This is a genomic window from Microbaculum mangrovi (assembly GCF_051390635.1).
Lineage (GTDB): Bacteria > Pseudomonadota > Alphaproteobacteria > Rhizobiales > Tepidamorphaceae > Microbaculum.
The window spans coordinates 1,127,444-1,151,040 of record NZ_JBPODT010000002.1 but is presented as its reverse complement, the minus strand read 5'-3'; the positions used below and the strand labels follow the sequence as shown (position 1 = coordinate 1,151,040).

The window sequence follows — 23,597 nt, the reverse complement described above, 5'->3', positions numbered from 1 at the left end:
AGGCCGTCCCAGGTATCGCTAGGAAACGACCATGCCCATCGACATCCTGATGCCCGCGCTGTCGCCGACCATGGAGGTCGGGACGCTGTCCAAGTGGCTCGTAAACGAAGGCGACGCGGTCGCGCCGGGCGATATCATCGCCGAGATCGAGACCGACAAGGCGACGATGGAAGTGGAGGCGGTCGACGAGGGAACCGTCGGCAAGCTCCTCGTGGCCGCCGGCACCGCCGACGTGCCGGTCAACCAGAAGATCGCGATCCTGCTCGAAGAGGGCGAGGACGCGGGCGCGCTGAAGGACGCGGAGGCCGCGGCGCCGAAGCCCGGCACGCCGGCGCAAGCCGCGCCAGCCTCCGAGACGCCGGCCGCGCCGGCGCCTCGGGAGGAGGCCGCCGCAACACCGCCGAGCCCGCGTCCCGAAGAGGGCGCGTCCGCGCCCGCCACGAAGGGCGGAAGCGCGCCGGCCGCCAACGGGCACGATGCCGGCGGCGCGCGCGTCTTCGCCTCGCCCCTGGCGCGACGGCTGGCGAAGGAGCAGGGGCTCGATCTTTCCGCGATCTCGGGCTCCGGCCCGCACGGACGGGTGGTGAAGCGCGACATCGAGGCGGCCGCCGAATCCGGCGCGGCCAAGGCGGCGCCGAAAGCGGCCGCTGCCGCCAGTGCCCCGGCTGCCGGGCCCGCGCCGATCCAGGCACCGTCCGACGACAAGATCCGGGCGCTGTTCCGGGACGGGACCTACGAGGTCGTTCCGCACGACAACATGCGCAAGGTGATCGCGCGGCGGCTGACCGAGGCGAAGTCGACGATCCCGCATTTCTACCTGAGCGTCGATGTCGCGCTCGACGCGCTGCTGAAGCTCAGAAGCGAGATCAACGCGCAGGCGACCGTGGTGGACGGCAGCCCGGCCTACAAGCTGTCGGTCAACGACTTCGTGATCAAGGCGCAGGCGCTGGCGCTGAAGGCCGTGCCTGAGGCGAACGTCACCTGGACCGAAAGCGGCCTCTTGAAGCACTCCGTCGCCGATGTCGGCGTCGCCGTCGCCATTCCCGGCGGCCTGATCACGCCGGTGGTGCGCGATGCCGACAAGAAGACGCTGTCGACGATTTCCAGCGAGATGAAGGACTTCGCCGCCCGCGCCAAGGCGCGCAAGCTGATGCCCGAGGAATACCAGGGCGGCTCGACGGCGATCTCCAATCTCGGCATGTACGGCATCAAGGACTTCTCCGCCGTCATCAACCCGCCGCACGCGACAATCCTGGCGGTCGGCGCGGGCGAGGAGAGGGCTGTCGTCAAGGACCACGCGCTGGCCATCGCCACGGTGATGACCTGCACGCTGTCGACCGACCACCGTGCCGTCGACGGCGCGCTCGGCTCGGAGCTGATCGGTGCGTTCAAGGGCTTCATCGAGAAGCCCATGTCGATGCTGGTTTGATGCGGCGATGCGCGGCGCGGCCGGCGGAAAGGGAGGCGCGAGGATGACGATGCGACGGACCGGGCTCATTGCCGCGGCGCTTGCCATGGTCGCCGCCGGAGCGTCCGTCGCCGAGGCCGCGCTCGCGCCGAAATACGATCGCCTGCGCCAGTTCGAGACGGTCCTGGGGTCGCAGGTCGTCGACGCGCTCGGCGAACGGCCGATCGACCGTATCGTGCGCCGCAAGGACGGCGTGTTCGTGGTCCATGCCGGCGAATGCATGGTCTTCGTGACGCTGAAGGCGCTCCCGCGGAAGGACGGCATGGTCGGGGCGACGGGGTACGAGATCGCGGAAGTGAGCCCGCCGGCCTGCCGCTAGGACAACGGGACAATCGGGGAGTCGAGTATGGCCGACAACAGCTACGACGTGATCGTCATCGGATCGGGCCCGGGTGGCTATGTCACCGCGATCCGCTCGGCCCAGCTCGGGCTCCGGACGGCGGTCATCGAGAACAAGTACCTGGGCGGCATCTGCTTGAACTGGGGCTGCATCCCGACCAAGGCGCTGCTCAGGTCGGCCGAGATCTACCATTACATGGAGAACGCCAAGGACTACGGGCTGTCGGCGACCGGCATCTCCTATGATCCGAAAGCCGTCGTGAAACGCTCGCGCGGCGTCGCCGCCCAGCTCAGCAACGGCGTGCAGTTCCTGCTCAAGAAGAACAAGGTCGACGTGATCTGGGGCACGGCGACGCTCGCCGGTGGCGGCAAGGTCTCGGTCAAGCCGGCCGACAATCCGATCAAGGGCGCGCTCGGCGGCGGCGACTATACGGCCAAGCACGTCATTGTGGCGACCGGCGCGCGGCCGCGCGCGTTGCCCGGGCTGGAGCCCGACCGGAAGCTGGTCTGGACCTATTTCGAGGCGATGGTGCCCGAAAAGATGCCGAAATCGCTGCTGGTGATCGGCTCCGGTGCGATCGGTATCGAATTCGCCAGCTTTTTCCGGACCATGGGCGTGGACGTGACCGTGGTCGAGGTCCTGCCGCAGATCCTGCCGGTGGAGGACGAGGAAATCGCCGCGCTCGCGCGCAAGCGCTTCGAGAAGCAGGGGATCCGCATCCTTACGTCGGCCAAGGTGACCAAGCTCGACAAGAAATCGGACTCCGTCACCGCCACCATCGAGGACGAGACGGGCAAGGCGGAGACGATCACCGTCGACCGGGTGATCTCGGCTGTCGGCGTGGTCGGCAATATTGAGGATCTCGGGCTCGAAAAGCTCGGCGTGAAGACCGATCGCGGCACCATCGTCACCGACGGCTTCGGGCGCACCAACGTGCCGGGCGTCTACGCGATCGGCGACGTGGCCGGGCCGCCGATGCTCGCCCACAAGGCCGAGCACGAGGGCGTCATCTGCGTCGAGACGATCGCCGGCCTCGACACCCATCCGATGGACAAGCTGATGATCCCGGGCTGCACCTACTGTAATCCGCAGGTCGCCTCGGTCGGCCTGACCGAGAAGAAGGCCAAGGAGGCTGGCCACGAGGTGAAGGTCGGCAAGTTCCCGTTCATCGGCAACGGCAAGGCGATCGCGCTCGGCGAGCCGGACGGGCTGGTGAAGACCGTGTTCGACGCCAAGACCGGCCAGCTGCTCGGCGCGCACATGGTGGGCGCGGAGGTCACCGAGCTGATCCAGGGCTTCGTCGTCGCCATGAACCTTGAGACGACCGAGGAAGAGCTGATCCATTCGATCTTCCCGCATCCCACGCTGTCTGAGATGATGCATGAGAGCGTGCTCGCGGCCTACGGGCGGGCGATCCACATCTGAGGGCATGGAGGGCGCATGAGCGACCAGACCAAATCGATCCTCATCTGGGTCCTGATCGGCCTTCTCGCCGGCTGGCTGGCGAGTTTCATCGTCGGAGGCGGCGGGCTGATCCGCTATGTCCTGACCGGGTTGGCGGGGTCGCTGGTCGGCGGATTCCTGGCGCAGAGGTTCGGTATCAGGCTGAAGATCGGCAACGCCTTCATCGAGCAGGTGATCATCGCCGCCGTCGGCGCGATCATCGTCGTTCTGGTGGCGCGGATCCTCGCCTGAGGACGGCTCCCGCCCGGCCATCGTCGTCCCGGCCGAAGTGGAGCGGAGAGACCGAATGGCGGAACGGCGTGGATCGGCGCGGGAAATCGCCTATTTCAACGGGATGATACACATCGCCGCCTTGACGGCGTATCCGGATTAAGCGAAGCGACGAGCATGGTAACGATCATCGATACCGTTTCCGACAGGAAGGAACGGCCCCGCCACCCCGAAAAGGCCGCGCGGCCGGACAATCCGATCCTGCGCAAGCCCGACTGGATCCGGGTGAAGGCGCCCGGTTCACCCGTCTATCGCGAAACCGTCGACATCGTTCGCGAAAACGGCCTGGTGACCGTGTGCGAGGAAGCCGGCTGTCCGAATATCGGCGAGTGCTGGTCGAAGAAGCACGCGACCTTCATGATAATGGGTGACACGTGCACGCGGGCCTGCGCCTTCTGCAACGTGCGCACGGGGCTGCCCGAACCGCTCGATGCCACCGAGCCCGGCAAGGTCGCCGATGCGACGGCGGCACTCGGCCTCACCCATGTCGTGGTCACCTCGGTCGACCGCGACGATCTCGACGACGGCGGCGCCCGCCATATCGCCGACACCATCCTGGCCATCCGCGAACGCGCGCCGGGCACCACTATCGAGGTGCTGACGCCCGATTTCCTGCGCAAGGACGGGGCGCTGGAGATCGTCGTCGAGGCGCGGCCGGACGTGTTCAACCACAATCTCGAGACGGTGCCGTCGAACTACCTGACCGTGCGCCCCGGAGCCCGCTACTTCCACTCGATCCGCCTGCTGCAGCGGGTCAAGGAGCTCGATCCGTCGATGTTCACCAAGTCGGGCATCATGGTGGGGCTCGGCGAGGAGCGGAACGAGGTGCTGCAGCTGATGGACGATCTCAGGAGCGCCGATGTCGACTTCCTGACCATCGGCCAGTACCTGCAGCCGACGCGCAAGCACCATCGCGTCGAGCGTTTCGTGACGCCCGAGGAGTTCAAGGCGTTCGAGACCATCGGCCGCTCTAAGGGGTTCCTGCTGGTCGCCTCGAGCCCGCTCACCCGGTCGAGCTATCACGCCGGCGACGATTTCGAAAAACTGCGCGCCGCCCGCCGGCAACGGCTCGGCGCCTGACCGTCCCGGCATGCGGACATTCAAGACCCGCCACAAGGTCGCCCACAGCGCCGAGGACATGTTCGCGCTGGTCGCCGACGTCGAGCGCTATCCGGCGTTCGTCCCGCTCTGCGAGGCGTTGAAGGTCCGCAGCCGCGCGGTCAAGGACGGCAACACGGTGCTCGTGGCCGACATGACGGCGGCCTACAAGTTCTTCCGCGAGACGTTTACCAGCCGGGTGACGCTCGATCCCGATCACCAGACGATCCTGGTCGAGTATCTGAGCGGCCCGTTCAAGCACCTGGAGAACCGCTGGCGCTTCGCGCCGCTGGGGGAGGGTGCCTCCGAGATCGACTTCTATCTCGAATACGAGTTCCGCAGCCGCACCCTGCAGACGCTGATGGGGGCGATGTTCGACGCTGCCTTCTCCCGCTTCGCCGAGGCCTTCGAGAAGCGCGCCGACGTCGTGTATGGCAAGCGGAACGCACTAACCTAGAGTTAATTCGGCTTGCCTATGATCCTCCGGCACTTCAGCCGGAAGGGATCGGGTAGGCGATCGATGTATCCCTCGGACGTGAATGCCAGTGTCGCGGGCGCCCGCGCGCCACGCGCGCTCGCGGTGGCGCTTCCCGCGTTCACCTCCGCGATTTTCGTCAGCGCGTTCCTGCTGTTCGCGATCCAGCCGATGTTCGCGAAGATGGTGCTGCCGCGGCTCGGCGGTTCGCCTTCGGTGTGGTCGGTGGCGATGTGCTTCTTCCAGGCGGCGCTGCTGGGCGGCTATGCCTATGCGCATCTTCTGACTCGGTATCTGTCGCTTCTGGCCGCGGTCGTCGTCCATATCGGCGTTTGCCTGGTTGCGCTCGTCGCGCTGCCGATCGGTCTTGCGGCAGGATGGGACCGGCCGCCGCTCGACAACAAGGAAATCTGGCTGATCGGCCTGTTCGCGGTCTCCATCGGATTGCCGTTCGTAGCCGTTTCGGCCAACAGTCCGCTGCTGCAGGCCTGGTTCTCCCGCACCGGGCATCGCCATGCCGCAGATCCCTATTTCCTGTACGGGGCGAGCAACGTCGGCAGCCTTATCGCGCTGCTCGGCTATCCGATCCTGTTCGAGCCGTTCCTGCGGCTGCAGACGCAGAGCCTGAGCTGGACCATCGGCTATGTCGCACTGATCGCGCTGATCGCCGCTTGCGGGTCGCTGGCGATCGTCAGCGGGCAGGGCGTGACGGCCGTCATACCGCGCGGAAGATCGGAAACCGATGGCGAGGTCACCTGGGGCCGCCGCCTCGGCTGGATGGGCTATGCCTTCATTCCCTCGGCGCTGCTGGTGGCATTGACGGCGCATATCTCGACGGATGTCGCCGCCGCGCCGTTCCTGTGGGTGCTGCCGCTCGCGCTGTTCCTGCTGACCTTCGTCATCACCTTCGCGCGCCGGCCGGTGGTCTCGCATACCCTGATGCTGCTGTTGCAGCCGGCCTTCGTCATCCCGCTCGCCGTTCTGGCGCAGTGGGGGCAGACAAGGCTCTGGGCCCTTTTTCTCGTCCTCAACCTGATCGGCTACTTCGTCGTCGCGATGGTCTGCCACGGGGAACTGGTGCGCAAACGGCCGGCCGCGTCGCAGCTCACCGGGTTCTATCTATGGATGTCGGTCGGCGGCGTGCTCGGCGGCGTCTTCGCGGGACTCATCGCACCGCACGTGTTCGCGACCGTGATCGAGTATCCGGTGCTGCTCGTCGCCAGCCTGCTCGCGCGCCCCGGCGCCTTGTCCCGTCCGCCGGTGCGCTGGCTGCGGGACCTCGCGATCGGCGCTCTTGCCTTCGGAATGCTGTCACTACCGCTGCTGCTGTTCGGCGTGAACGTCATGGGCGATCCGCGCTACGTGATCGTCGGCGTCGTGCTGTTCGCCGTCCTTGCTGCGGTCTACGTAAAATCGCCAAGCCTGCTGACCGCACTGGTGCTCGCCGTCTTCGTCTCGGCACTGGCGTTCCAGAACGAACGCCAGATCATCGAGACGCGGCGCGGATTCTTCGGCGTCAACAAGGTCGCACTCAGCGCGGACGGGCGGTTCCGGCTGCTGTATCACGGGACAACGCTGCATGGTGCCCAGAAGCTGACGAACGAAGACGGGTCTCCGGTCGAGCGCCCCGAGCCGCTCACCTACTATCATGACAAGGGGCCGCTCTATCAGGCGATCGTGGAAACTCGGCGCGCGCATGGCGGTCTCGGCAAGGTCGGTATCATCGGCCTGGGCAGCGGCAGCCTGGCTTGCTGGCGCAAGCCCGGCGAGGCATGGCGCTATTTCGAGATCGACCCGATCGTCGCCGATATCGCGTCCGATCCGACGTACTTCTCGTTCCTGTCGACGTGCAGCCCAGATCTTCCGATCGCACTCGGCGACGCGCGCCTGACCGTAGCGGACGAGCCAGACGGCAGCTACGACATCCTGGTGGTCGATGCGTTCTCGTCGGATTCGATCCCGGTGCATCTGATGACGCGCGAGGCGATCTCGATGTACCTGTCCAAGCTCGCCCCGGAGGGAATTGTCGCGGTGCATATCAGCAACCGGAACATGGACCTGGCACCGGCGCTCGCGGCGAGCGCGGAGGCGCTCGGGATTGCCGCGTTGATCCATGAACCGGTGGCGGGCGAACCGATGTCGCTGACCTACAAATCCGCGGCCCGGGTCGTCGTTTTCGCAAGGGATGCCCGCTCGGTCGAGGCGCTGTCGGCCTCGCCCGACTGGCAGGTCCTCGAGCCCACGGAAGGATTTTCCGAGTGGACCGACGACTACTCCAATATCCTCGGTGCGATCATGGCCAAGCACAGGGCGGACGGCCAGGATTAGACTGGCTGACTACGTTGGCCGACTACGCTGCCGGGGCCGCTGCTTCCGTCAACAGGTCCAGGGCGACGCCGACGCTTTCCAGCCTGACCTGCCGGCGACCGAGATCGCCGAACCGGCATTCGCGGTGGATGGTGGGGCCGTTCCTGCGGGCGGCGGCGAAATGGACCAGGCCGACCGGCTTCTCCGCCGAGCCGCCGCCGGGGCCGGCGATGCCGGTGACCGCCACGGCGATATCGGCCCCTGCGGCGCCGACCGCCCCTTCGGCCATGGCCCGCGCGACCGGCTCGCTGACCGCGCCATGCACGGCGATCAGGTCGGCGGGAACGCCCAGAACCTCGGTCTTCGCCGCGTTCGAATAGGTCACGAAACCGCGGTCGAAGACGGCGGACGATCCGGGGATCTCGGTCAGGAAGCCGGCGACCAGGCCACCCGTGCAGGATTCGGCGGTGGCGGCCGTCAGGCCTTTCCGCCGCATGGTGTCGATCAGGTCGGCGGCGCGTTCGTCGAGAGCCGTCGCGGTTATCATCTCGTGCCCTCCCCAGGCAGGGAGACCGTGGCGACGGCCTGTGCGGCGATGCCCTCGCGCCGGCCGGTGAAGCCGAGGCCCTCGCTCGTCGTCGCCTTGACCGAGACGCGCTCGGGCGCGATGGCGAGGATATCGGCGATGCGCGCCCGCATGGCGTCGCGATGCGGGCCGATCTTGGGCGTTTCGCAGATCAGCGTCACGTCGGCATGGACGATCGTGCCGCCGCGTTTGGCGACGAGGCCGGCGGCGTGGCGCAGGAAGATGTCGGAGGCGGCGGCCTTCCATTGCGGATCGCTCGGCGGGAAGTGGCTGCCGATGTCGCCGTCGGCGATGGCGCCGAGGATCGCGTCAGTCAGGGCGTGCAGGCCGACATCGGCATCGGAGTGGCCGAGCAGGCCGCGGTCGTGCGCAACCTCGATGCCGCACAGGGTTACGAAATCACCCTCGGCGAAACGGTGCACGTCGTAGCCCGTGCCCACGCGGGTTTCCCGGGCGATACCAAGCAGAGCCTCGGCCATGGCGAAGTCCTCGGGTGTCGTCAGTTTGCGGTTGGCCGGATCGCCGGCGACGAGGGTGACGGGGATGCCCGCCCATTCGGCGATCGCGGCATCGTCGGTGAAATCGCGGTCGATTGTCGCCGCGCGGCGATGGGCCTTAAGGATTTCCGCGAAGCGGAAGCCCTGGGGTGTCTGCGCGGCGAACAGGCCGTCGCGGTCGACCGTCGCGGAGACCGTTTCGTCGCGGCCCGCGCGCTTCAGCGTGTCGGCGACGGGCAGCGCGGGGATCGCGCCCGGGGTTCCCTCCAGGCCGTCGAGCACCCGGTCGATGACCGCGGACGAGACGAAGGGGCGGGCGGCGTCGTGGATCAGCACCCGGTCGGGCGCGTGCCCGGTGATGGCCTCGAGCCCGGCGCGTACCGACGCCTGGCGCGTCGCGCCGCCGGGAACCGCCGGGAGCAGCCCGTCGCGGTCGCCGATCTCCGTCGCCAGCCGGTCCTGCCATCCCTCGCGGATGACGACCTGCACGGCGTCGATACGCGGATGATCGAGAAACGGGGCAATGGAGCGCGCGACGACCGAGCGCCCACCGATAAGGCGAAACTGCTTCGGCTCCGCGCCATCGCCTACGGATGCTCTGGTGCCGGTGCCGCCGGCGACAATTACGGCAATCGTGGTCATTTGGCCCTGATAGCGCGGTATGTCGGTCCGCGTCTTTAGAAAAAACCGCGTTCGCGCAACGTTTATCATGGTTTACGCGGGGCCATCGTTTTTGTTGCGCCGCGAAATTATCTGTCTAAAATGCGGGCAATATGAAAAACGCACATGAAATGGGCATGCCCAATGCGGCCACGGCCGACGCGCCCGGTGGGATCGGTCCCGAGGCCGATGAGTCCGGCACCGATCCGAAGGGGCACGGCCTGACGGTCGACGGGACGCTGCTCGCTGGCCGTGCGCTTCTGGCGCCGATGTCCGGCATTACCGATGCGCCGTTTCGCCGATTGGCCCACCGGTTCGGCGCGAGCCTCGTCATCTCGGAGATGGTGGCCAGCGAAGAACTCGTGCAGCAGAAGCCCGACGCCGTGCTGCGCATCGAAGGCGAGGGCGTGGCGCCGAACGTTGTACAGCTGGCCGGCTGCGAGGCCAAATGGATGACCGAAGGGGCGCGGCTCGCCGTAGATGCCGGCGCCGACATCGTAGACATCAACATGGGTTGCCCGTCCCGGCGCGTGGCCAACCGATGGTCCGGGTCGGCGCTGATGCGCGACCTCGATACCGCCTGTCGGTTGATCGAGGCGACCGTCGATGCGGTCACCGTTCCGGTCACCCTGAAGATGCGGCTCGGCTGGGATCGCGACTCGCTCAACGCAGCCGAACTGGCGACCCGCGCCGAAGCGCTGGGCGTGCGGATGATCACGGTCCATGCGCGCACACGCTGCGATTTCTACAAGGGACCGGTCGACTGGCCCGCGGTTCGTGCCGTGGTCGAGGCGGTCGACGTACCGGTCGTCGTGAACGGCGATATTCTCGGTCTGGAGGACGCCCGCGAGGCGCTGGCGCTGTCGGGGGCCGACGCGGTCATGGTCGGTCGCGGCGCGTGCGGGCGGCCCTGGCAGGTCGGTGCGATCGCGCGGGCGCTGGAGTCCGGCGCCCCCGAGCTGGAGCCGGCACCCGCGGACATCGCCGCCATCGTTCTGGAGCATTACGAAGCGATGCTCGGACATTACGGCGATACGCTCGGCATGCGCATCGCCCGCAAGCATCTGGGCTGGTACCTGGAAGCCGTGAAGCCGGCCGACGAGATCGGCGACTGGCGCGCGGCCCTTCTGACCGAAGACGATCCGCGCAAGGTGGCGGCTTCGATCCCGGCTGCCTTCGCCGCGGGACAACTGGAGTGTGCAGCCTGATGACGAGCGCGGTCCTCGATAAGGTCTCCGGCGACGTCCACGCACCGGCGTCGGAGGCTGTCTTCAACGCCTTGCCGCATCCGGTGATCGCGGTCGCGCAAGACAACGCGATCGTCTCGGCGAACGCGGCGGCGGAAGCCTTCTTCCAGGCGAGCCTTTCGGTGTTGCAGCGCTACGCCATCACCGATCTGGTGCCGCATGACAGCCCGTTGATCGATCTGTTGGCGCAGGTGCGCGAGCGCGCCGCCTCCGTCAGCGAATACCGCGTGGCGATCGGAACGCCGCGCACCGGCGGCGAGCGGTTGGTCGACATCTACGTCGCGCCGATCGCCGAGGAAAACGACACGACCGTGGTGATGATCCACGAGCGCACCATCGCCGAGCAGTTCGACCGCCAGTTCACGCATCGGGCGGCGGCGCGCAGCGTCACCGGGCTCGCCAGCATGCTGGCGCACGAGATCAAGAACCCGCTGTCGGGCATTCGCGGCGCCGCGCAGCTTCTCGAGTCGACGGTGGAGGAGGGCGACAGGGCCCTTGCCCGGCTGATCCGCGAGGAGACCGACCGGATCGTCAAGCTGGTCGACCGGATGGAAGTGTTTTCCGACCAGCGTCCGGTCGACCGCGATCCAGTCAATATCCACGTGGTGCTCGATCGGGTGAAGCACATCGCGTCGGCCGGTTTCGCCAAGCACATCCGCTTCGTCGAGGAATACGACCCCTCGCTACCGCCGGTTCTGGGCAATCGCGATCAACTCGTGCAGGTGTTCCTGAACCTGGTGAAGAACGCCGCGGAGTCGATCGGCCCCAACGCGACGGACGGCGAGATCGTGCTGTCGACGGCGTTCCGGCCGGGCGTGCGGCTGTCGGTTCCGGGAAATACCGAGAAGGTCAGCCTGCCGCTGGAGTTCTGCGTGCGCGACAACGGTCCCGGCGTGGCGGAGGACTTCCTGCCGCATCTGTTCGATCCGTTCGTGACCACCAAGATCTCCGGTTCCGGCCTCGGTCTCGCGCTCGTCGCCAAGATCGTGGGCGATCATGGCGGCGTGATCGAGTGCCAGTCGCAGCCGCGACGAACCGTGTTCCGCGTTCTCATGCCGATGTATCTGACCCACCGCGCCCCCGACCCGCGCGCGTCCGACGCGAAATCCGACGAGGACTGAGAGACGATGCCTAACGGTAACATCCTGGTCGCCGACGACGACGCCGCGATCCGAACCGTGCTCAACCAGGCGCTGTCGCGCGTCGGATACGACGTGCGCGTGACCGGCAACGCCGCCACCCTGTGGCGCTGGGTCTCGCAAGGGGAGGGCGACCTCGTGATCACCGACGTGGTGATGCCCGACGAGAACGCGTTCGATCTTCTGCCGCGCATCAAGAAGATCCGGCCCGAAATACCGATCATCGTGATGAGCGCCCAGAACACATTCCTGACCGCGGTCAAGGCATCGGAGCGCGGTGCCTACGAATACCTGCCGAAGCCGTTCGACCTGAACGAACTGGTGACGATCGTCGGCCGCGCCCTGGCCGAACCGAAGCCGCGGACGGCGGACGTCGCTGACGTGGAGGGGGACAATATCCCGCTCGTCGGCCGCTCGCCGGCGATGCAGGATATCTACCGGCTGCTCGCGCGGCTGATGCAGACCGATCTGACGGTGATGATCGCGGGCGAGTCCGGCACCGGCAAGGAACTGGTCGCCAAGGCGCTGCACGACTACGGCAAGCGCGCGAACGGGCCGTTCGTGGCCATCAATATGGCGGCCATTCCGCGCGACCTGATCGAAGCCGAGCTGTTCGGCCACGAGAAGGGCGCCTTCACCGGCGCGCAGACCCGCAACACCGGCCGCTTCGAACAGGCGGAGGGCGGGACGCTGTTCCTCGACGAGATCGGCGACATGCCGATGGAGGCGCAGACCCGTCTCCTGCGCGTCCTGCAGCAGGGCGAGTACACGACGGTCGGCGGGCGCGTGCCGATCAAGACCAACGTCCGGATCATCGCGGCCACCAACAAGGATCTCCGGCAGCTTATCAACCAGGGGTTGTTCAGGGAGGACCTCTACTATCGCCTGAACGTCGTGCCGATCCGGCTGCCGCCCTTGCGCGAACGCACCGAGGACATTCCCGATCTGGTGCGCCATTTCTTCGCCCAGGCCGAAAAGGAAGGCCTGCCGCACAAGCAGATCGAGCAGGCGGCCCTCGACCGTCTTCGGCGGTATCGCTGGCCGGGCAACGTGCGCGAACTGGAAAACCTGGTCCGGCGGCTCGCCGCGCTTTATCCGCAGGAAATCATAACCGAGCAGACGATCGAGGCCGAGCTCGGGGAGCCGTTGTCCAACCCCGCCAACGATGGCGACCATGAGGAAGAAACGCTCGGTGGCTCCGTCGAACGCCATATGTCGGGCTACTTCCGGGAGTTCGGCGACAACCTGCCGCCCCCGGGGCTCTATCACCGGGTTCTGCGGGAGATCGAGGAGCCGCTCATCGGCGCCGCGTTGGCGGCGACGCGCGGCAATCAGATTCGCGCCGCCGAGCTTCTGGGGCTGAATCGCAACACTCTGCGCAAGAAAATCCGCGACCTCGATATCCAGGTTATCCGCAGCAGCCGGTAATTTTCCGGCCGCTGCCTTTTCCTTGTCTCATTTCTGCAACATTTGTGGTTGATCTGCATCGGTCCGGCGACCAGTATTCGGCGCCGGCTCGGCACGCGCCGCTGTCGCTATTCCGCTGCAGCGTTTCGAGCCGGAACGCGAATGGATTTCTGTCAGTGACGATTGTCGAACCGCGACAGCCCACAGTGCCGGCGTTTTCGACGCGACGCAGCAAATCCCTGCGGATCGTGGGCGCGCTTCTGGTCGTCCTGTCGCTCGTTGCTGGGACCGGTACGTTCGCGGTCCTGACCGGTCTGACCGCCGTCGAGCCGGACGAGGACGTCGTCGCCGCTGCGCTCGTCGTGAACCTGATACTGGTTGCCGGCCTGGGCGCTATCGTCGCGGTCGAGATCAGCCGGTTGTGGCTGGCGCGCCGGCGCGGCATCGCGGGGGCGGGACTTCATCTGCGCATTCTCGGGCTATTCGCGGTCATCGCGGTGGTTCCGGCGGTGATCGTCGCGATCATCGCCAGCGTCACGCTCAGCCGCGGTCTCGATACGTGGTTCTCCGAGCGCACCAAGACGATCATGCAGACCTCTCTGTCGGTCGCCGATGCCTATCTGCGCGAACACGGGCAGGTCATCCGGGCCGACATCCTCGCCATGGCGACCGACCTGGAACGCGCCGAGGCGATGTATCGGGACGATCCGGTGCAGTTCCAGAAGTTCTTCACCGCGCAGGCCGCGATCCGGTCGCTGCCGGCGGCTTTCCTGCTGGACGAGAACCTGACTGTCCTGAGACGCGCGGATATCGACCTGAAGCGCGAGTTTCTCATGCCGCCGGCGAACGCGGTGGAGCAGGCCAAGGGCGGCGAGGTGATCGTCATCGCCCCCGGCGTCTCGAACCAGGTCGGTGCGATCAAGAAACTCGATGACTTCGACGGGGCCTATCTCTACGTCGCCCGCTCGGTCGATCCCCTGGTGATCAACTACCTGCGTCTGGCCCAGGCGAATATCGCCGAGTTCTCCAGCCTCGAGCGGCGGCGCTTCGGCGTGCAAATCGCCTTTGGGCTCATGTATGTGGGCTTCGCCTTCATTCTGCTGCTGGCGGCGGTGTGGGTCGGCATGGGGTTCGCCAACCGGCTCGTCTCTCCGATCCGACGGCTGATCGGCGCCGCCGATCAGGTCGCCCAGGGTAACCTCTACGTACAGGTGCCTATCCGCAATAAGGAAGGCGATCTGGCGAGCCTGAGCACGACCTTCAACAAGATGACGACGCAGTTGCGCTCCCAGCGCGACGATCTGCTCGAAGCTAACGAGGAACTCGACGAACGGCGGCGCTTCATCGAGACGGTGCTCGCCGGCGTCCCGGCAGGCGTGCTCGGGGTCGATGATTCCGGCGCCGTCTCGCTGGCTAACCGGTCGGCTGCCGTGCTGCTGGAGACGAGCCAGGAAGAGCTGCTCGGCAAACCGTTGACCGACGAACTGCCGGAACTCATTCCCTGCATCGAGCAGGCCCGGGTGCAGCCGTCACGGCTGATCCAGGAGCAGATATCGGTGCGCCGCGGCGGGCGCGACCGGACCATCGCCGTTCGGGTGGCGACCGAGATCTCGGCGACAGGCCATCGCGGCTATGTCGTCACCCTCGACGACATCACCGAACTGGTGACGGCGCAGCGGACCTCCGCCTGGGCCGACGTCGCGCGTCGCATCGCCCACGAGATCAAGAACCCGCTGACGCCTATCCAGCTTTCGGCGGAGCGGCTAAAACGCAAATACGGCAGAGCGATCACCGAAGACCGCGAGATCTTCGACCAGTGCACCGACACGATCATCCGGCAGGTCGGCGATATCGGCCGCATGGTCGACGAGTTCTCGTCGTTCGCGCGCATGCCCAAGGCGGTGATCGAGCCCGCCGATATCGTGGAGACGGTCAAGCAGGCCGCGTTCCTGATGCGGGTCGGCAACCCGGAGGTCGACATCGAGCTCGACCTGCCGGACGCGCCGATCACCGTGCCCGTCGATCGCCGGCTCATCTCGCAGGCGGTGACCAACATCATCAAGAACGCGATCGAGGCCATATCGGCGACCGATCTCGAGGCCGACGGGGAACGCGGCCACGTCGCGGTGAAAGTCGGCGAGGCGAACGGCTGGGTGACGATCGACGCGATCGACAACGGGATCGGCCTGCCGAGCGAGAACAGGGCCAGGCTGCTCGAGCCGTACATGACGACGCGCGAGAAGGGCACGGGCCTCGGGCTGGCCATCGTCGGACGCATCATGGAGGAACACGGCGGACGGGTCGAGCTGGCGGATGCGCCGTCGGTGGCGAAGGGCGGACACGGCGCGTGGGTTCGCCTTGCCCTGCCTGTCGGCGGCAATTCGGATCTGGAAATGGACGAACTCGAACGCGCGGTCGACGCGGCCGTGTCGTGAACGCTTCAGTGGAGCAACGGTGAATGGCGAAAGATATCCTGATCGTCGATGACGAGGCCGATATTCGCGATCTCGTGGCGGGAATCCTGGAGGACGAGGGCTACAACGCCCGGTCGGCCCGCAACAGCGAGGAGGCGTTGTCCGAGATCGAGTCGCGCCGGCCCTCCATGGTCTTTCTCGACATCTGGCTGCAGGGCAGTCGGCTCGACGGGCTCGAGCTGCTCGAGGTCATCAAGGAGGACCATCCGGACCTTCCGGTGGTGATGATCAGCGGCCACGGCAACATCGAGACGGCGGTTTCGGCGATCAAGAAGGGCGCCTACGACTACATCGAGAAGCCGTTCAAGGCCGACCGCCTGGTGCTCGTGGCCACGCGCGCGCTGGAGACCTCGCAGCTGCGCCGGGAGGTCAAGGACCTCAAGCAGCGCTCCGGCGAAACCAACCGCATCGTCGGCAAGTCGAGCGCGGCCAATCAGTTGCGCAATGCGATCGAGCGGATTGCCCCGACGAACAGCCGCGTACTGATTTCCGGTTCTTCGGGGGCGGGCAAGGAGCTCGCCGCGCGGACGCTGCACAGCCTGTCGGCCCGCGCGTCCGGGCCGTTCGTCGTCATCAACGCAGCTACGATCACGCCGGAGAACATGGAGGTCGCGCTGTTCGGCACGGAGACCGCGGACGGCCGGCGCGTGATCGGCGCTCTCGAAGAAGCGCACGGCGGCACGTTGTTCATCGACGAAGTCGCCGACATGCCGCGCGAGACCCAGAACCGCATTCTACGGGTTCTGGTCGATCAGAACTTCCAGCGGGTCGGCGGTTCGGCCCGGGTGTTCGTCGACGTGCGGATCGTCTCCTCGACCAGCCGCGACCTCGAGCTGGAGGTGCAGGAAGGCCGGTTCCGGGAGGACCTGTTCCATCGCCTGGGCGTGGTTCCCGTGCGGGTTCCCGCGCTGGCCGAGCGGCGCGAGGACATTCCCGAACTCGTCGACCACTTCATGCAGCAGATCTCCAACTCGAGCGGCCTGCCGATCCGCCGCATCGGCGCCGACGCGATGGCGGTGCTGCAGGCGCACGACTGGCCGGGCAACGTGCGCCAGCTTCGCAACAACGTCGAACGGTTGATGATCCTCGCCGGCGGCGATGCCGATGCGGTCATCACCGCGGACCTGCTGCCGGCGGAGGTCGGCGCGTCGCTGCCGCCGGCGCCCGGCAATTCGCGGGCCGAGGAGATGCTGGCCCTGCCTCTGCGCGACGCGCGCGAGATCTTCGAGCGGGAATACCTGATCGCCCAGATCAATCGTTTCGGCGGCAATATCTCGCGCACCGCGGAGTTCGTCGGCATGGAACGCTCGGCGCTGCACCGCAAGCTCAAGACGCTCGGTGTTGGCTGAGCGGACAAGACGCTACGCCGGACGTAGGCTGATCAAGCAAAACAAGCTATGAAGCTGGGCTGACGTCCGCGGCCGGGGGGCCGCGGGCGCCGCGTCGTCGCAATTCGGGGATGAACCATGAAGGTCGTGATCTGTGGAGCTGGCCAGGTGGGATTCGGCATTGCCGAGAAACTCGCCGCCGAAGGCAACGACGTCAGCATCATCGACCGGGCTCCGGAACTGATCCAGTCGATCACCGAGACGCTCGATGTGCGCGGTTTCGTCGGCCATGGCGCCCATCCGGACACGCTTGCCCTGGCCGGCGCCGAGCAGGCCGACATGCTGATCGCCGTGACGCTGCACGACGAAGTCAACATGATCGCCTGCCAGGTGGCGCATTCCTTGTTCAATGTCCCGACAAAGGTCTCCCGCATCCGTGCCCAGAGCTATCTCGCGCCGCACTGGCGCGACCTGTTCTCGCGCGAGCACCTGCCGATCGACGTGATCATCTCGCCGGAGGTGGAGGTCGGCGAGATGGTGCTGCGGCGGCTGGCGCTGCCGGGGGCGACAGACACGGTCACCTTCGCCGACGGGCAGGTCGTGGTCGCGGGGGTCTACTGCGACGAGAACTGCCCGATCGTCGACACGCCGCTGCGCCAGCTCACCGAGCTATTCCCCGACCTGAAGGCGCTGGTCATCGGCATTCAGCGCGGCGAACGCTTCTTCGTGCCGGATTCCTCCGATTCGATGCTGGTCGGCGACGTCGCCTACTTCGCCGCCGACCGCGACCAGGTGCGTCGCACGCTCGGCATTTTCGGCCACGAGGAAGCGGCCGCCTCCCGGGTGGTGATCGTCGGTGCCGGCAATATCGGCTTCTACGTGGCGCGCGAGATCGAGGCGCGGCAACGCAGTGCGCGGGTGAAAGTCATCGAGACGTCCCGCAAACGCGCGATCGAGGTGGCCGACGAGCTGCGCCGCACCGTCGTGCTGCACGGCAGCGCCCTCGACGAGGAACTGCTGCGCGAAGCCGATGTCGCCGACGCCGACACCATCGTGGCGCTGACCAACAGCGACGAAGTCAACATCCTGGCGTGCGTGATGGGCCAGAAACTCGGCGCGGGTCGCAGCCTCTGTCTGATCAACAACCGGGGCTATCCCGACCTGACGCGGTCGCTGGGCATCTCTGCCTACGTCAATCCGCGCCAGATCACCGTTTCCAAGGTGCTTCAGCACGTGCGGCGCGGCCGTATCCGCGGCGTCCATTCGGTCCAGAACGGCGCTGCCGAGATCATCGAGGCGGAGGCGCTGGAAACCTCTCCGCTCGTGGGCAAGCCGCTGCGCGAACTCGATCTGTTCGATGGCGTGCGGATCGGCGCCATCTATCGTGGCGAGGAGGTGATCATTCCGCGCGGCGACACCTACATTCAACCACACGATCGCATCGTCATGGCGGCGATGGCCGACCAGGTTCGCAAGGTCGAGCAGATGTTCCGCGTCAGCCTGGAATTCTTCTAAGCCGATCGCGGTTCCCATGATCCCCGTCGTCTACGTCTTCGCCTACTTCCTCGCCGCCTACGCGATTGCGCTGGTTCTGCCGGCCGTGGTGGCGATCGGTCTGGGCGAGGGGACACTGGGCCTCGATTTCCTGATCAGCGCCGGCCTCTGGATCTTCGTCGCGGGGGCGATGATGCTGAGCCTGCGCGGGCGCGAGCGGCGGCTGCGGCCGTCCCAGCGCTATCTGCTGGCCCTGATGCTCTGGCTGCTGTTGCCTCTGGTCGGGGCGCTGACCCTCGCGATGACCGTCGACGGGCTGGGAGCGGTCGATGCCTATTTCGAAGCGGTCTCGGGACTGACGACGACGGGCGCCACCGTGCTGCCGCCGCCCGAGGAGCTGCCGCGCAGCGTCGTGCTCTGGCTGGCGATGACACAGTGGATCGGCGGCGGCCTGACCCTGCTGGTCGTGGTGCTGGCGCTCGCTCCCTCCGGCGTCGGCGGTCTGCCCGAGACCCATTCTCGGATGATCGAGCACGGCGGACTGCCGGAGCGGCGCCGCCTTGTCCTGCTCGTTCGTGACGTCTTTCCGATTTATCTCGGCGCCACGGCCGTCACGTTCCTGCTGCTGGCGGCAACGGAGCTCGAGGCGTTCGAAGCGCTTTGCCTTGCGTTCAGCGCGGTGTCGACCGGCGGATTCTCGCCGCGATCGGTGACGATCGGCGAATACGTGCCGACTTTTGGCATTGTCGTCCTCGTCGTGGCGATGCTGTACGGAGCGACGAACGTGCTGTGGCAGCGCAATCTGTTCCAACTGCGCCGTTCGCGCCGGATGTCGGATCGGGAGAGCCTGTGGACGATCGGACTGTGCCTGGGGCTCGGCCTGATCGCGGGCTTCGCGTTCTTTCAGGCCGCGGGGCAGGGCGTCGGCATTGCCATCCGGGACGGAATGTTCACCGCGACGTCGCTGATCACCACGTCCGGCTTCGAGATCCGACATGCTAGCTTCGAGATCTTTTCGATCCCGCTGGTCGTGATCCTGCTGGCGATTGGCGCGGCCAGCTTCTCGACCGCGGGCGGCATCAAGCTTTTCCGTATCGGCGCGATGGTCGTGCAGGGTGGGCGCGAGCTCAATCGGCTCGTCTATCCGCATGGCATCCGTCCCTCACGACTCGGCGGTCAGCCCTACGACATTCAGGTGATGAAGGCGATCTGGACGGCCTTCCTCGCTTTCGTATTCGCCACGGTCGCGCTGTCGCTGCTGCTGGCGAGCGAGGGAATCCCATACGAAGGCGCGGTCATTGCCGCCCTGTCCGCGGTGTCCAATGCCGGGCCGATCTATGCGAGCGACTGGGCGATCTCCAATGATTGGCCTTCCTATGCGGAAATGGATACAGGAGCGCTGCTGGCGTTGTGCCTTGGCATGATTCTCGGGCGTCTGGAGGTCGTTGCCGCTTTAGGTCTTCTGGTTTACATGGTGCGTCGCGGATAATCCTTGTTTCGGCTCCAATCCGCCTTCATTCTGATGCGAATCACAAGAAAACGACTCGGAGCAGTCTCGAACATGTCCCGCATCGCCTACGTCAACGGCCGGTATGTCCCGCATGCGTATGCTCAGGTACATGTCGAGGACCGCGGCTATCAGTTCAGCGACGGCGTATATGAGGTCTGCGAAGTGCATGACGGGCACCTCGTCGACGAAACGCGGCATATGGCGCGACTCAGCCGCTCGCTTAAGGAACTGCGCATTCGCGAGCCTATGTCGGTGAAGGCGTTCGGCCATGTGCTGCGCGAGACGGTGCGGCGCAACAGGGTTCGCAACGGGCTCGTGTATCTGCAGGTTACCCGAGGCGTCGCCAAGCGCGACCATCCGTTCCCCAAGGACGATGTGGCGCCGGCCGTCGTTGTGACGGCGCGCACGATCGATCCGAAAAAGAGTGCAAAATCGGCAGAAAGCGGTATCAGTGTCATTACGGTTCCCGAAAATCGCTGGGACCGGGTCGATATTAAGTCGGTTTCGCTGCTTCCCAATGTGCTTGCCAGGCAAGCGGCGGAAGACGCCGGCGCGTCGGAGGCATGGTTCGTCGATCAGGACGGCTATGTGACCGAGGGGTCGGCGACGAATGCGTGGATCGTCGATCAGGATGGCCGACTGATCACGCGCCCAGCGGAATTCGGGATCTTGCGCGGCATCACCCGAACCGTTGTCGTCGACCTCGCCAATCGCGAGGGCGTCGAAATCGTCGAACGGCCTTTCACCGCCGAAGAGGCGAGGAAGGCGCGTGAGGCGTTCGTAACGTCGGCGACGAAATTGGTGATGCCGGTCGTCAAGATCGACGATGCGGTCATCGGGAACGGTAAACCGGGGTCTATCGCCGGAAAGTTGCGTGAGCTTTTCTACACGCAGGCGGAGATTGCGCCGTAAAAAAGGAATAGAGCGGTGCAGAATAGAACCTTGCCCCGGCGGCACGAGTTGCCATCTAATTGTAGCCGGGACCGGTCAACGGTTTGCCGATCAGTCTTGGTCGGAAGAGAAGGGACCCGCCCTGAAAGGATATGGCGGGGCAAGAGGTAAAGGAATGGCGGCGGAACGAAATCAAAATCTACAGGACACGTTCCTCAATTACGTACGCAAGAACAAGACGCCTCTCACGATTTTCCTCGTAAACGGGGTTAAACTTCAGGGGGTAGTCACCTGGTTCGATAATTTCTGCGTATTGTTGCGGCGCGATGGACACTCTCAGCTTGTCTACAAGCACGCAATCTCCACGGTCATGCCGAACGGGCCGATTCAACTGTTCGAGCAGGCCGAGGAAGGCGCAGCCGCTGGTGACTGATTGAGGCCGGTCGATCCTCCACGGCATGGTCGAGAGACCGGCCGGGACTCGGAGCGGGCTTCTGGACACAGCACCGCGCGGGAACCGACACGGGCGTATGTCCTTGTGCCGGTTCTCGAGGCAGGCGAACGGAAGGGACGGGACGACGCGCGCGGCGGCTCCAAGGCCGCCGTGGCGCGGTCGGCCGAGGCGCGGCTCGACGAAGCCGTCGGTCTGGCCGGCGCCATCGACCTCAACGTGGTCGGGCAGGGCATCGTCCGCGTCTCCGCACCGCGGCCGGCGACGCTTATCGGCAGTGGCAAGGTCGAGGAACTCGCCGCCATCGTGCGTGGCGAGCATGCGGAGCTCGTCGTTGTCGACGCGGCGCTAACCCCGGCGCAGCAGCGCAATCTCGAGAAGGCCTGGGATACCAAGGTTATCGACCGGACGGGCCTGATCCTCGAGATCTTCGGCGCGCGTGCGCGCACGCGGGAAGGGCGGTTGCAGGTCGAGCTGGCGCATCTGACGTGGCAGAAGAGCCGCCTGGTGCGGTCCTGGACCCATCTGGAGCGCCAGCGTGGCGGCTTCGGTTTCATGGGCGGGCCGGGCGAAACCCAGATCGAGACCGACCGGCGGCTTATCCAGGAGCGGATCACCCGCATCGAGAAGGAGCTCAAGTCGGTTCGCCGGACCCGAGCTCTGCATCGGGAGACGCGCCGCCGGGTTCCGTATCCGATCGTCGCCATTGTCGGCTATACGAATGCCGGAAAGTCAACGCTTTTCAACAGGTTGACCAAGGCGGAGGTGCTCGCCGAGGACCTGCTTTTCGCGACGCTCGATCCAACTCTGCGCGGCCTGAAGCTTCCCGACGGCCATATGGCCATCCTGTCCGACACGGTCGGGTTCATATCGGACATCCCGACCGATCTCGTCGCGGCGTTCCGCGCGACCCTCGAAGAGGTCATCGAAGCCGATCTCGTGATGCATGTGCGGGACATCTCGCACCCGGACACGAAGGCGCAGGCGGCCGACGTCGTCGACGTTCTGTCGTCGCTCGGCGTCGACACCGAGGACCGGGGCCACATGATCGAGGTCTGGAACAAGATCGACCTGCTCGGAGAGGAAGAGCGAGACAGCCTGAAAGCGGCCGCAGAGCGTCTTCCCGAAATCGAACGGCCGATCCCGATATCGGCCATGACGGGCGAGGGGGTCGACGCGTTGCTCGCGGCGATCGAGACCCGCCTGAAAGGCGAGATCGCACACCGGTCCGTCGCGCTCGATCCGGCGGACGGCGCCGGCATGAACTGGATCTACGAACGCTGCACCGTTACCGGGCGGCGGCATGACGACGACACGGGCGCCGTCCTTCTGGACGTCGACGTGCCGATGAAGCGGCTGCCGGAATTCAATCGGCGGTTCGCGAAAGCGCTTCGCCCGGACTGACGGCGGGCGCGCCTTCGGTTTTCTTGGCGTCCTGCCACCAGCCTTCCATCCGCTCCAGCGTCACGGCTTCCAGAGGCGTGCCTTCGGCGCGCGCCTGATGTTCGATGTGGGCGAAGCGGCGGCGGAACTTGTCGTTGGTCCCGCGCAGGGCGTCCTCCGGATCGACGCCGAAATGACGGGCGAAGTTGGCAACGGCGAACAGGACGTCGCCGATCTCGTCCGCCAATTCGGCCTGGTCGCCGGATTCGGCGGCTTCGGACACCTCGTCGATTTCCTCGTGGATCTTGGCGATCACCTGGGCCGAGTCGTCCCAGTCGAAGCCGACACGGGCTGCGCGTTTCTGCAGCTTCACGGCGCGCTGCAGGGCGGGCAGGGCGAGTGGCACGTCGTCGAGCAGCGAGGCCGGTCCGGGCGTTTCGCGTTCGGCGTGCCTGTCGGCCTTCTCCTGCGCCTTGATGTCTTCCCAATTGCGCTTCACCGCCTCCGGCGTGGCGGCGTCGGCCGTCGCAAAGACATGTGGATGGCGGCGGATCATCTTCGCGGTGATCGCCTCGACGACGTCGCCGAAGGAAAACGCGCCGATTTCCTCGGCCATGCGGGCGTGAAAGACGACCTGGAGCAGGAGGTCGCCGAGCTCGTCCTTCAGATCCATCAGATCGTCGCGGGCGATGGCGTCGGCGACCTCGTAGGCTTCCTCAATCGTGTAGGGCGCGATAGTCGCGAAATCCTGTTCCAGATCCCAGGGACACCCGGTCACCGGCGTGCGCAGCGCCGTCATGATGTCGAGGAGCGTACGGATGTCTTTGGACGGACGCATTGGCAATCCCGGAATCGGTTCGGAGACGGACGCAGCATAGCAGAGGGAAATGGTACGCGCGGGCAAACGCGAACGGCGTTGTCCGCAAGCCGGAACGGATCCCCGCGGCCGCACACCGGTTAAGATGTGTCGCATAAGATATATTATGGAACCAAATACCGTGAGATGGGGAATTGTGGTTCCGGCCGTGAAGCCGTTTGAAATCAATGAGCTACAGGATTGCGCTCGTGCGGACACCGACGGATGCCCGTCCGGCAATGTGGCTCATCG

20 protein-coding genes are annotated in these 23,597 nt (G+C 66.0%); 17 read left to right on the top strand and 3 right to left on the bottom strand.

What is annotated here, in order from left to right:
* Positions 1-31 precede the first annotated feature (31 nt).
* The 7 genes from ACSF9G_RS11760 (at position 32) to ACSF9G_RS11730 (ending at position 7,443) form a co-directional block, all read left to right on the top strand.
* A complete protein-coding gene (locus ACSF9G_RS11760) occupies positions 32-1,429 on the top strand; it encodes a pyruvate dehydrogenase complex dihydrolipoamide acetyltransferase (protein WP_436641717.1) in 1,398 nt (465 codons plus the stop codon).
* Positions 1,430-1,472: 43 nt separating this feature from the next.
* Complete coding sequence (locus ACSF9G_RS11755) at positions 1,473-1,787, top strand: hypothetical protein (RefSeq protein ID WP_436641715.1); 315 nt, start codon at positions 1,473-1,475, stop codon at positions 1,785-1,787.
* 27 nt (positions 1,788-1,814) lie between these two features.
* On the top strand, positions 1,815-3,233 hold the full coding sequence (gene lpdA / locus ACSF9G_RS11750) for a dihydrolipoyl dehydrogenase (RefSeq protein ID WP_436641713.1): 1,419 nt from the start codon (positions 1,815-1,817) through the stop codon (positions 3,231-3,233).
* 15 nt (positions 3,234-3,248) lie between these two features.
* Positions 3,249-3,503 (top strand): GlsB/YeaQ/YmgE family stress response membrane protein, encoded by a 255-nt coding sequence (locus tag ACSF9G_RS11745; RefSeq protein WP_436641711.1) that lies wholly within the window; start codon positions 3,249-3,251, stop codon positions 3,501-3,503.
* Between the two features lie 156 nt (positions 3,504-3,659).
* Positions 3,660-4,622 carry a lipoyl synthase gene (gene lipA / locus ACSF9G_RS11740; RefSeq protein WP_436641709.1) on the top strand — a complete coding sequence of 321 codons (963 nt, stop codon included), beginning with the start codon at positions 3,660-3,662 and terminating at the stop codon, positions 4,620-4,622.
* A 10-nt stretch (positions 4,623-4,632) separates the two neighbouring features.
* Entirely contained in the window at positions 4,633-5,097 is a 465-nt protein-coding gene (locus ACSF9G_RS11735; protein ID WP_436641707.1) for a type II toxin-antitoxin system RatA family toxin, read from the top strand.
* A 63-nt stretch (positions 5,098-5,160) separates the two neighbouring features.
* A complete protein-coding gene (locus ACSF9G_RS11730; RefSeq protein ID WP_436641705.1) occupies positions 5,161-7,443 on the top strand; it encodes a fused MFS/spermidine synthase in 2,283 nt (760 codons plus the stop codon).
* Positions 7,444-7,465: 22 nt separating this feature from the next.
* Here the strand turns inward: ACSF9G_RS11730 and ACSF9G_RS11725 are convergent, their stop codons facing one another.
* Together ACSF9G_RS11725 and ACSF9G_RS11720 are read right to left on the bottom strand one after the other, a co-directional pair.
* Entirely contained in the window at positions 7,466-7,969 is a 504-nt protein-coding gene (locus ACSF9G_RS11725) for a CinA family protein (RefSeq protein ID WP_436641703.1), read from the bottom strand.
* Positions 7,966-9,147: a bifunctional 2-C-methyl-D-erythritol 4-phosphate cytidylyltransferase/2-C-methyl-D-erythritol 2,4-cyclodiphosphate synthase gene (locus tag ACSF9G_RS11720; protein ID WP_436641701.1), complete on the bottom strand. Its 1,182-nt coding sequence runs from the start codon at positions 9,145-9,147 to the stop codon at positions 7,966-7,968. The genes ACSF9G_RS11725 and ACSF9G_RS11720 overlap by 4 nt, the downstream gene beginning before the upstream one ends.
* Before the next feature lie 131 nt (positions 9,148-9,278).
* Between ACSF9G_RS11720 and dusB the strand changes: the two genes are divergently transcribed.
* From dusB to hflX, 10 genes are all read left to right on the top strand, one after another.
* Positions 9,279-10,373 (top strand): tRNA dihydrouridine synthase DusB, encoded by a 1,095-nt coding sequence (gene dusB / locus ACSF9G_RS11715; RefSeq protein ID WP_436641699.1) that lies wholly within the window; start codon positions 9,279-9,281, stop codon positions 10,371-10,373.
* A complete protein-coding gene (locus ACSF9G_RS11710; protein ID WP_436641697.1) occupies positions 10,373-11,533 on the top strand; it encodes a two-component system sensor histidine kinase NtrB in 1,161 nt (386 codons plus the stop codon). Before dusB ends, ACSF9G_RS11710 begins: the two co-directional genes overlap by 1 nt.
* A 6-nt stretch (positions 11,534-11,539) precedes the next feature.
* Complete coding sequence (gene ntrC, locus ACSF9G_RS11705; RefSeq protein ID WP_436641695.1) at positions 11,540-12,979, top strand: nitrogen regulation protein NR(I); 1,440 nt, start codon at positions 11,540-11,542, stop codon at positions 12,977-12,979.
* Between the two features lie 155 nt (positions 12,980-13,134).
* On the top strand, positions 13,135-15,393 hold the full coding sequence (locus ACSF9G_RS11700; protein ID WP_436641693.1) for a sensor histidine kinase NtrY-like: 2,259 nt from the start codon (positions 13,135-13,137) through the stop codon (positions 15,391-15,393).
* A 23-nt stretch (positions 15,394-15,416) separates the two neighbouring features.
* On the top strand, positions 15,417-16,781 hold the full coding sequence (gene ntrX, locus ACSF9G_RS11695) for a nitrogen assimilation response regulator NtrX (RefSeq protein ID WP_436641691.1): 1,365 nt from the start codon (positions 15,417-15,419) through the stop codon (positions 16,779-16,781).
* A gap of 117 nt (positions 16,782-16,898) precedes the next feature.
* Positions 16,899-18,275, top strand: a complete 1,377-nt coding sequence (trkA, locus tag ACSF9G_RS11690) for a Trk system potassium transporter TrkA (RefSeq protein ID WP_436641689.1) — start codon at positions 16,899-16,901, stop codon at positions 18,273-18,275.
* Between the two features lie 16 nt (positions 18,276-18,291).
* Positions 18,292-19,743, top strand: a complete 1,452-nt coding sequence (locus ACSF9G_RS11685) for a TrkH family potassium uptake protein (RefSeq protein ID WP_436641687.1) — start codon at positions 18,292-18,294, stop codon at positions 19,741-19,743.
* Between the two features lie 72 nt (positions 19,744-19,815).
* Entirely contained in the window at positions 19,816-20,676 is an 861-nt protein-coding gene (locus tag ACSF9G_RS11680; RefSeq protein ID WP_436641685.1) for a D-amino-acid transaminase, read from the top strand.
* 154 nt (positions 20,677-20,830) lie between these two features.
* On the top strand, positions 20,831-21,088 hold the full coding sequence (gene hfq / locus ACSF9G_RS11675) for an RNA chaperone Hfq (RefSeq protein ID WP_436641683.1): 258 nt from the start codon (positions 20,831-20,833) through the stop codon (positions 21,086-21,088).
* On the top strand, positions 21,089-22,510 hold the full coding sequence (gene hflX, locus ACSF9G_RS11670; RefSeq protein ID WP_436641681.1) for a GTPase HflX: 1,422 nt from the start codon (positions 21,089-21,091) through the stop codon (positions 22,508-22,510).
* Here hflX and mazG read toward each other — a convergent pair.
* Complete coding sequence (gene mazG / locus ACSF9G_RS11665; RefSeq protein ID WP_436641679.1) at positions 22,473-23,327, bottom strand: nucleoside triphosphate pyrophosphohydrolase; 855 nt, start codon at positions 23,325-23,327, stop codon at positions 22,473-22,475. The genes hflX and mazG overlap by 38 nt on opposite strands.
* Positions 23,328-23,597: the final 270 nt, after the last annotated feature.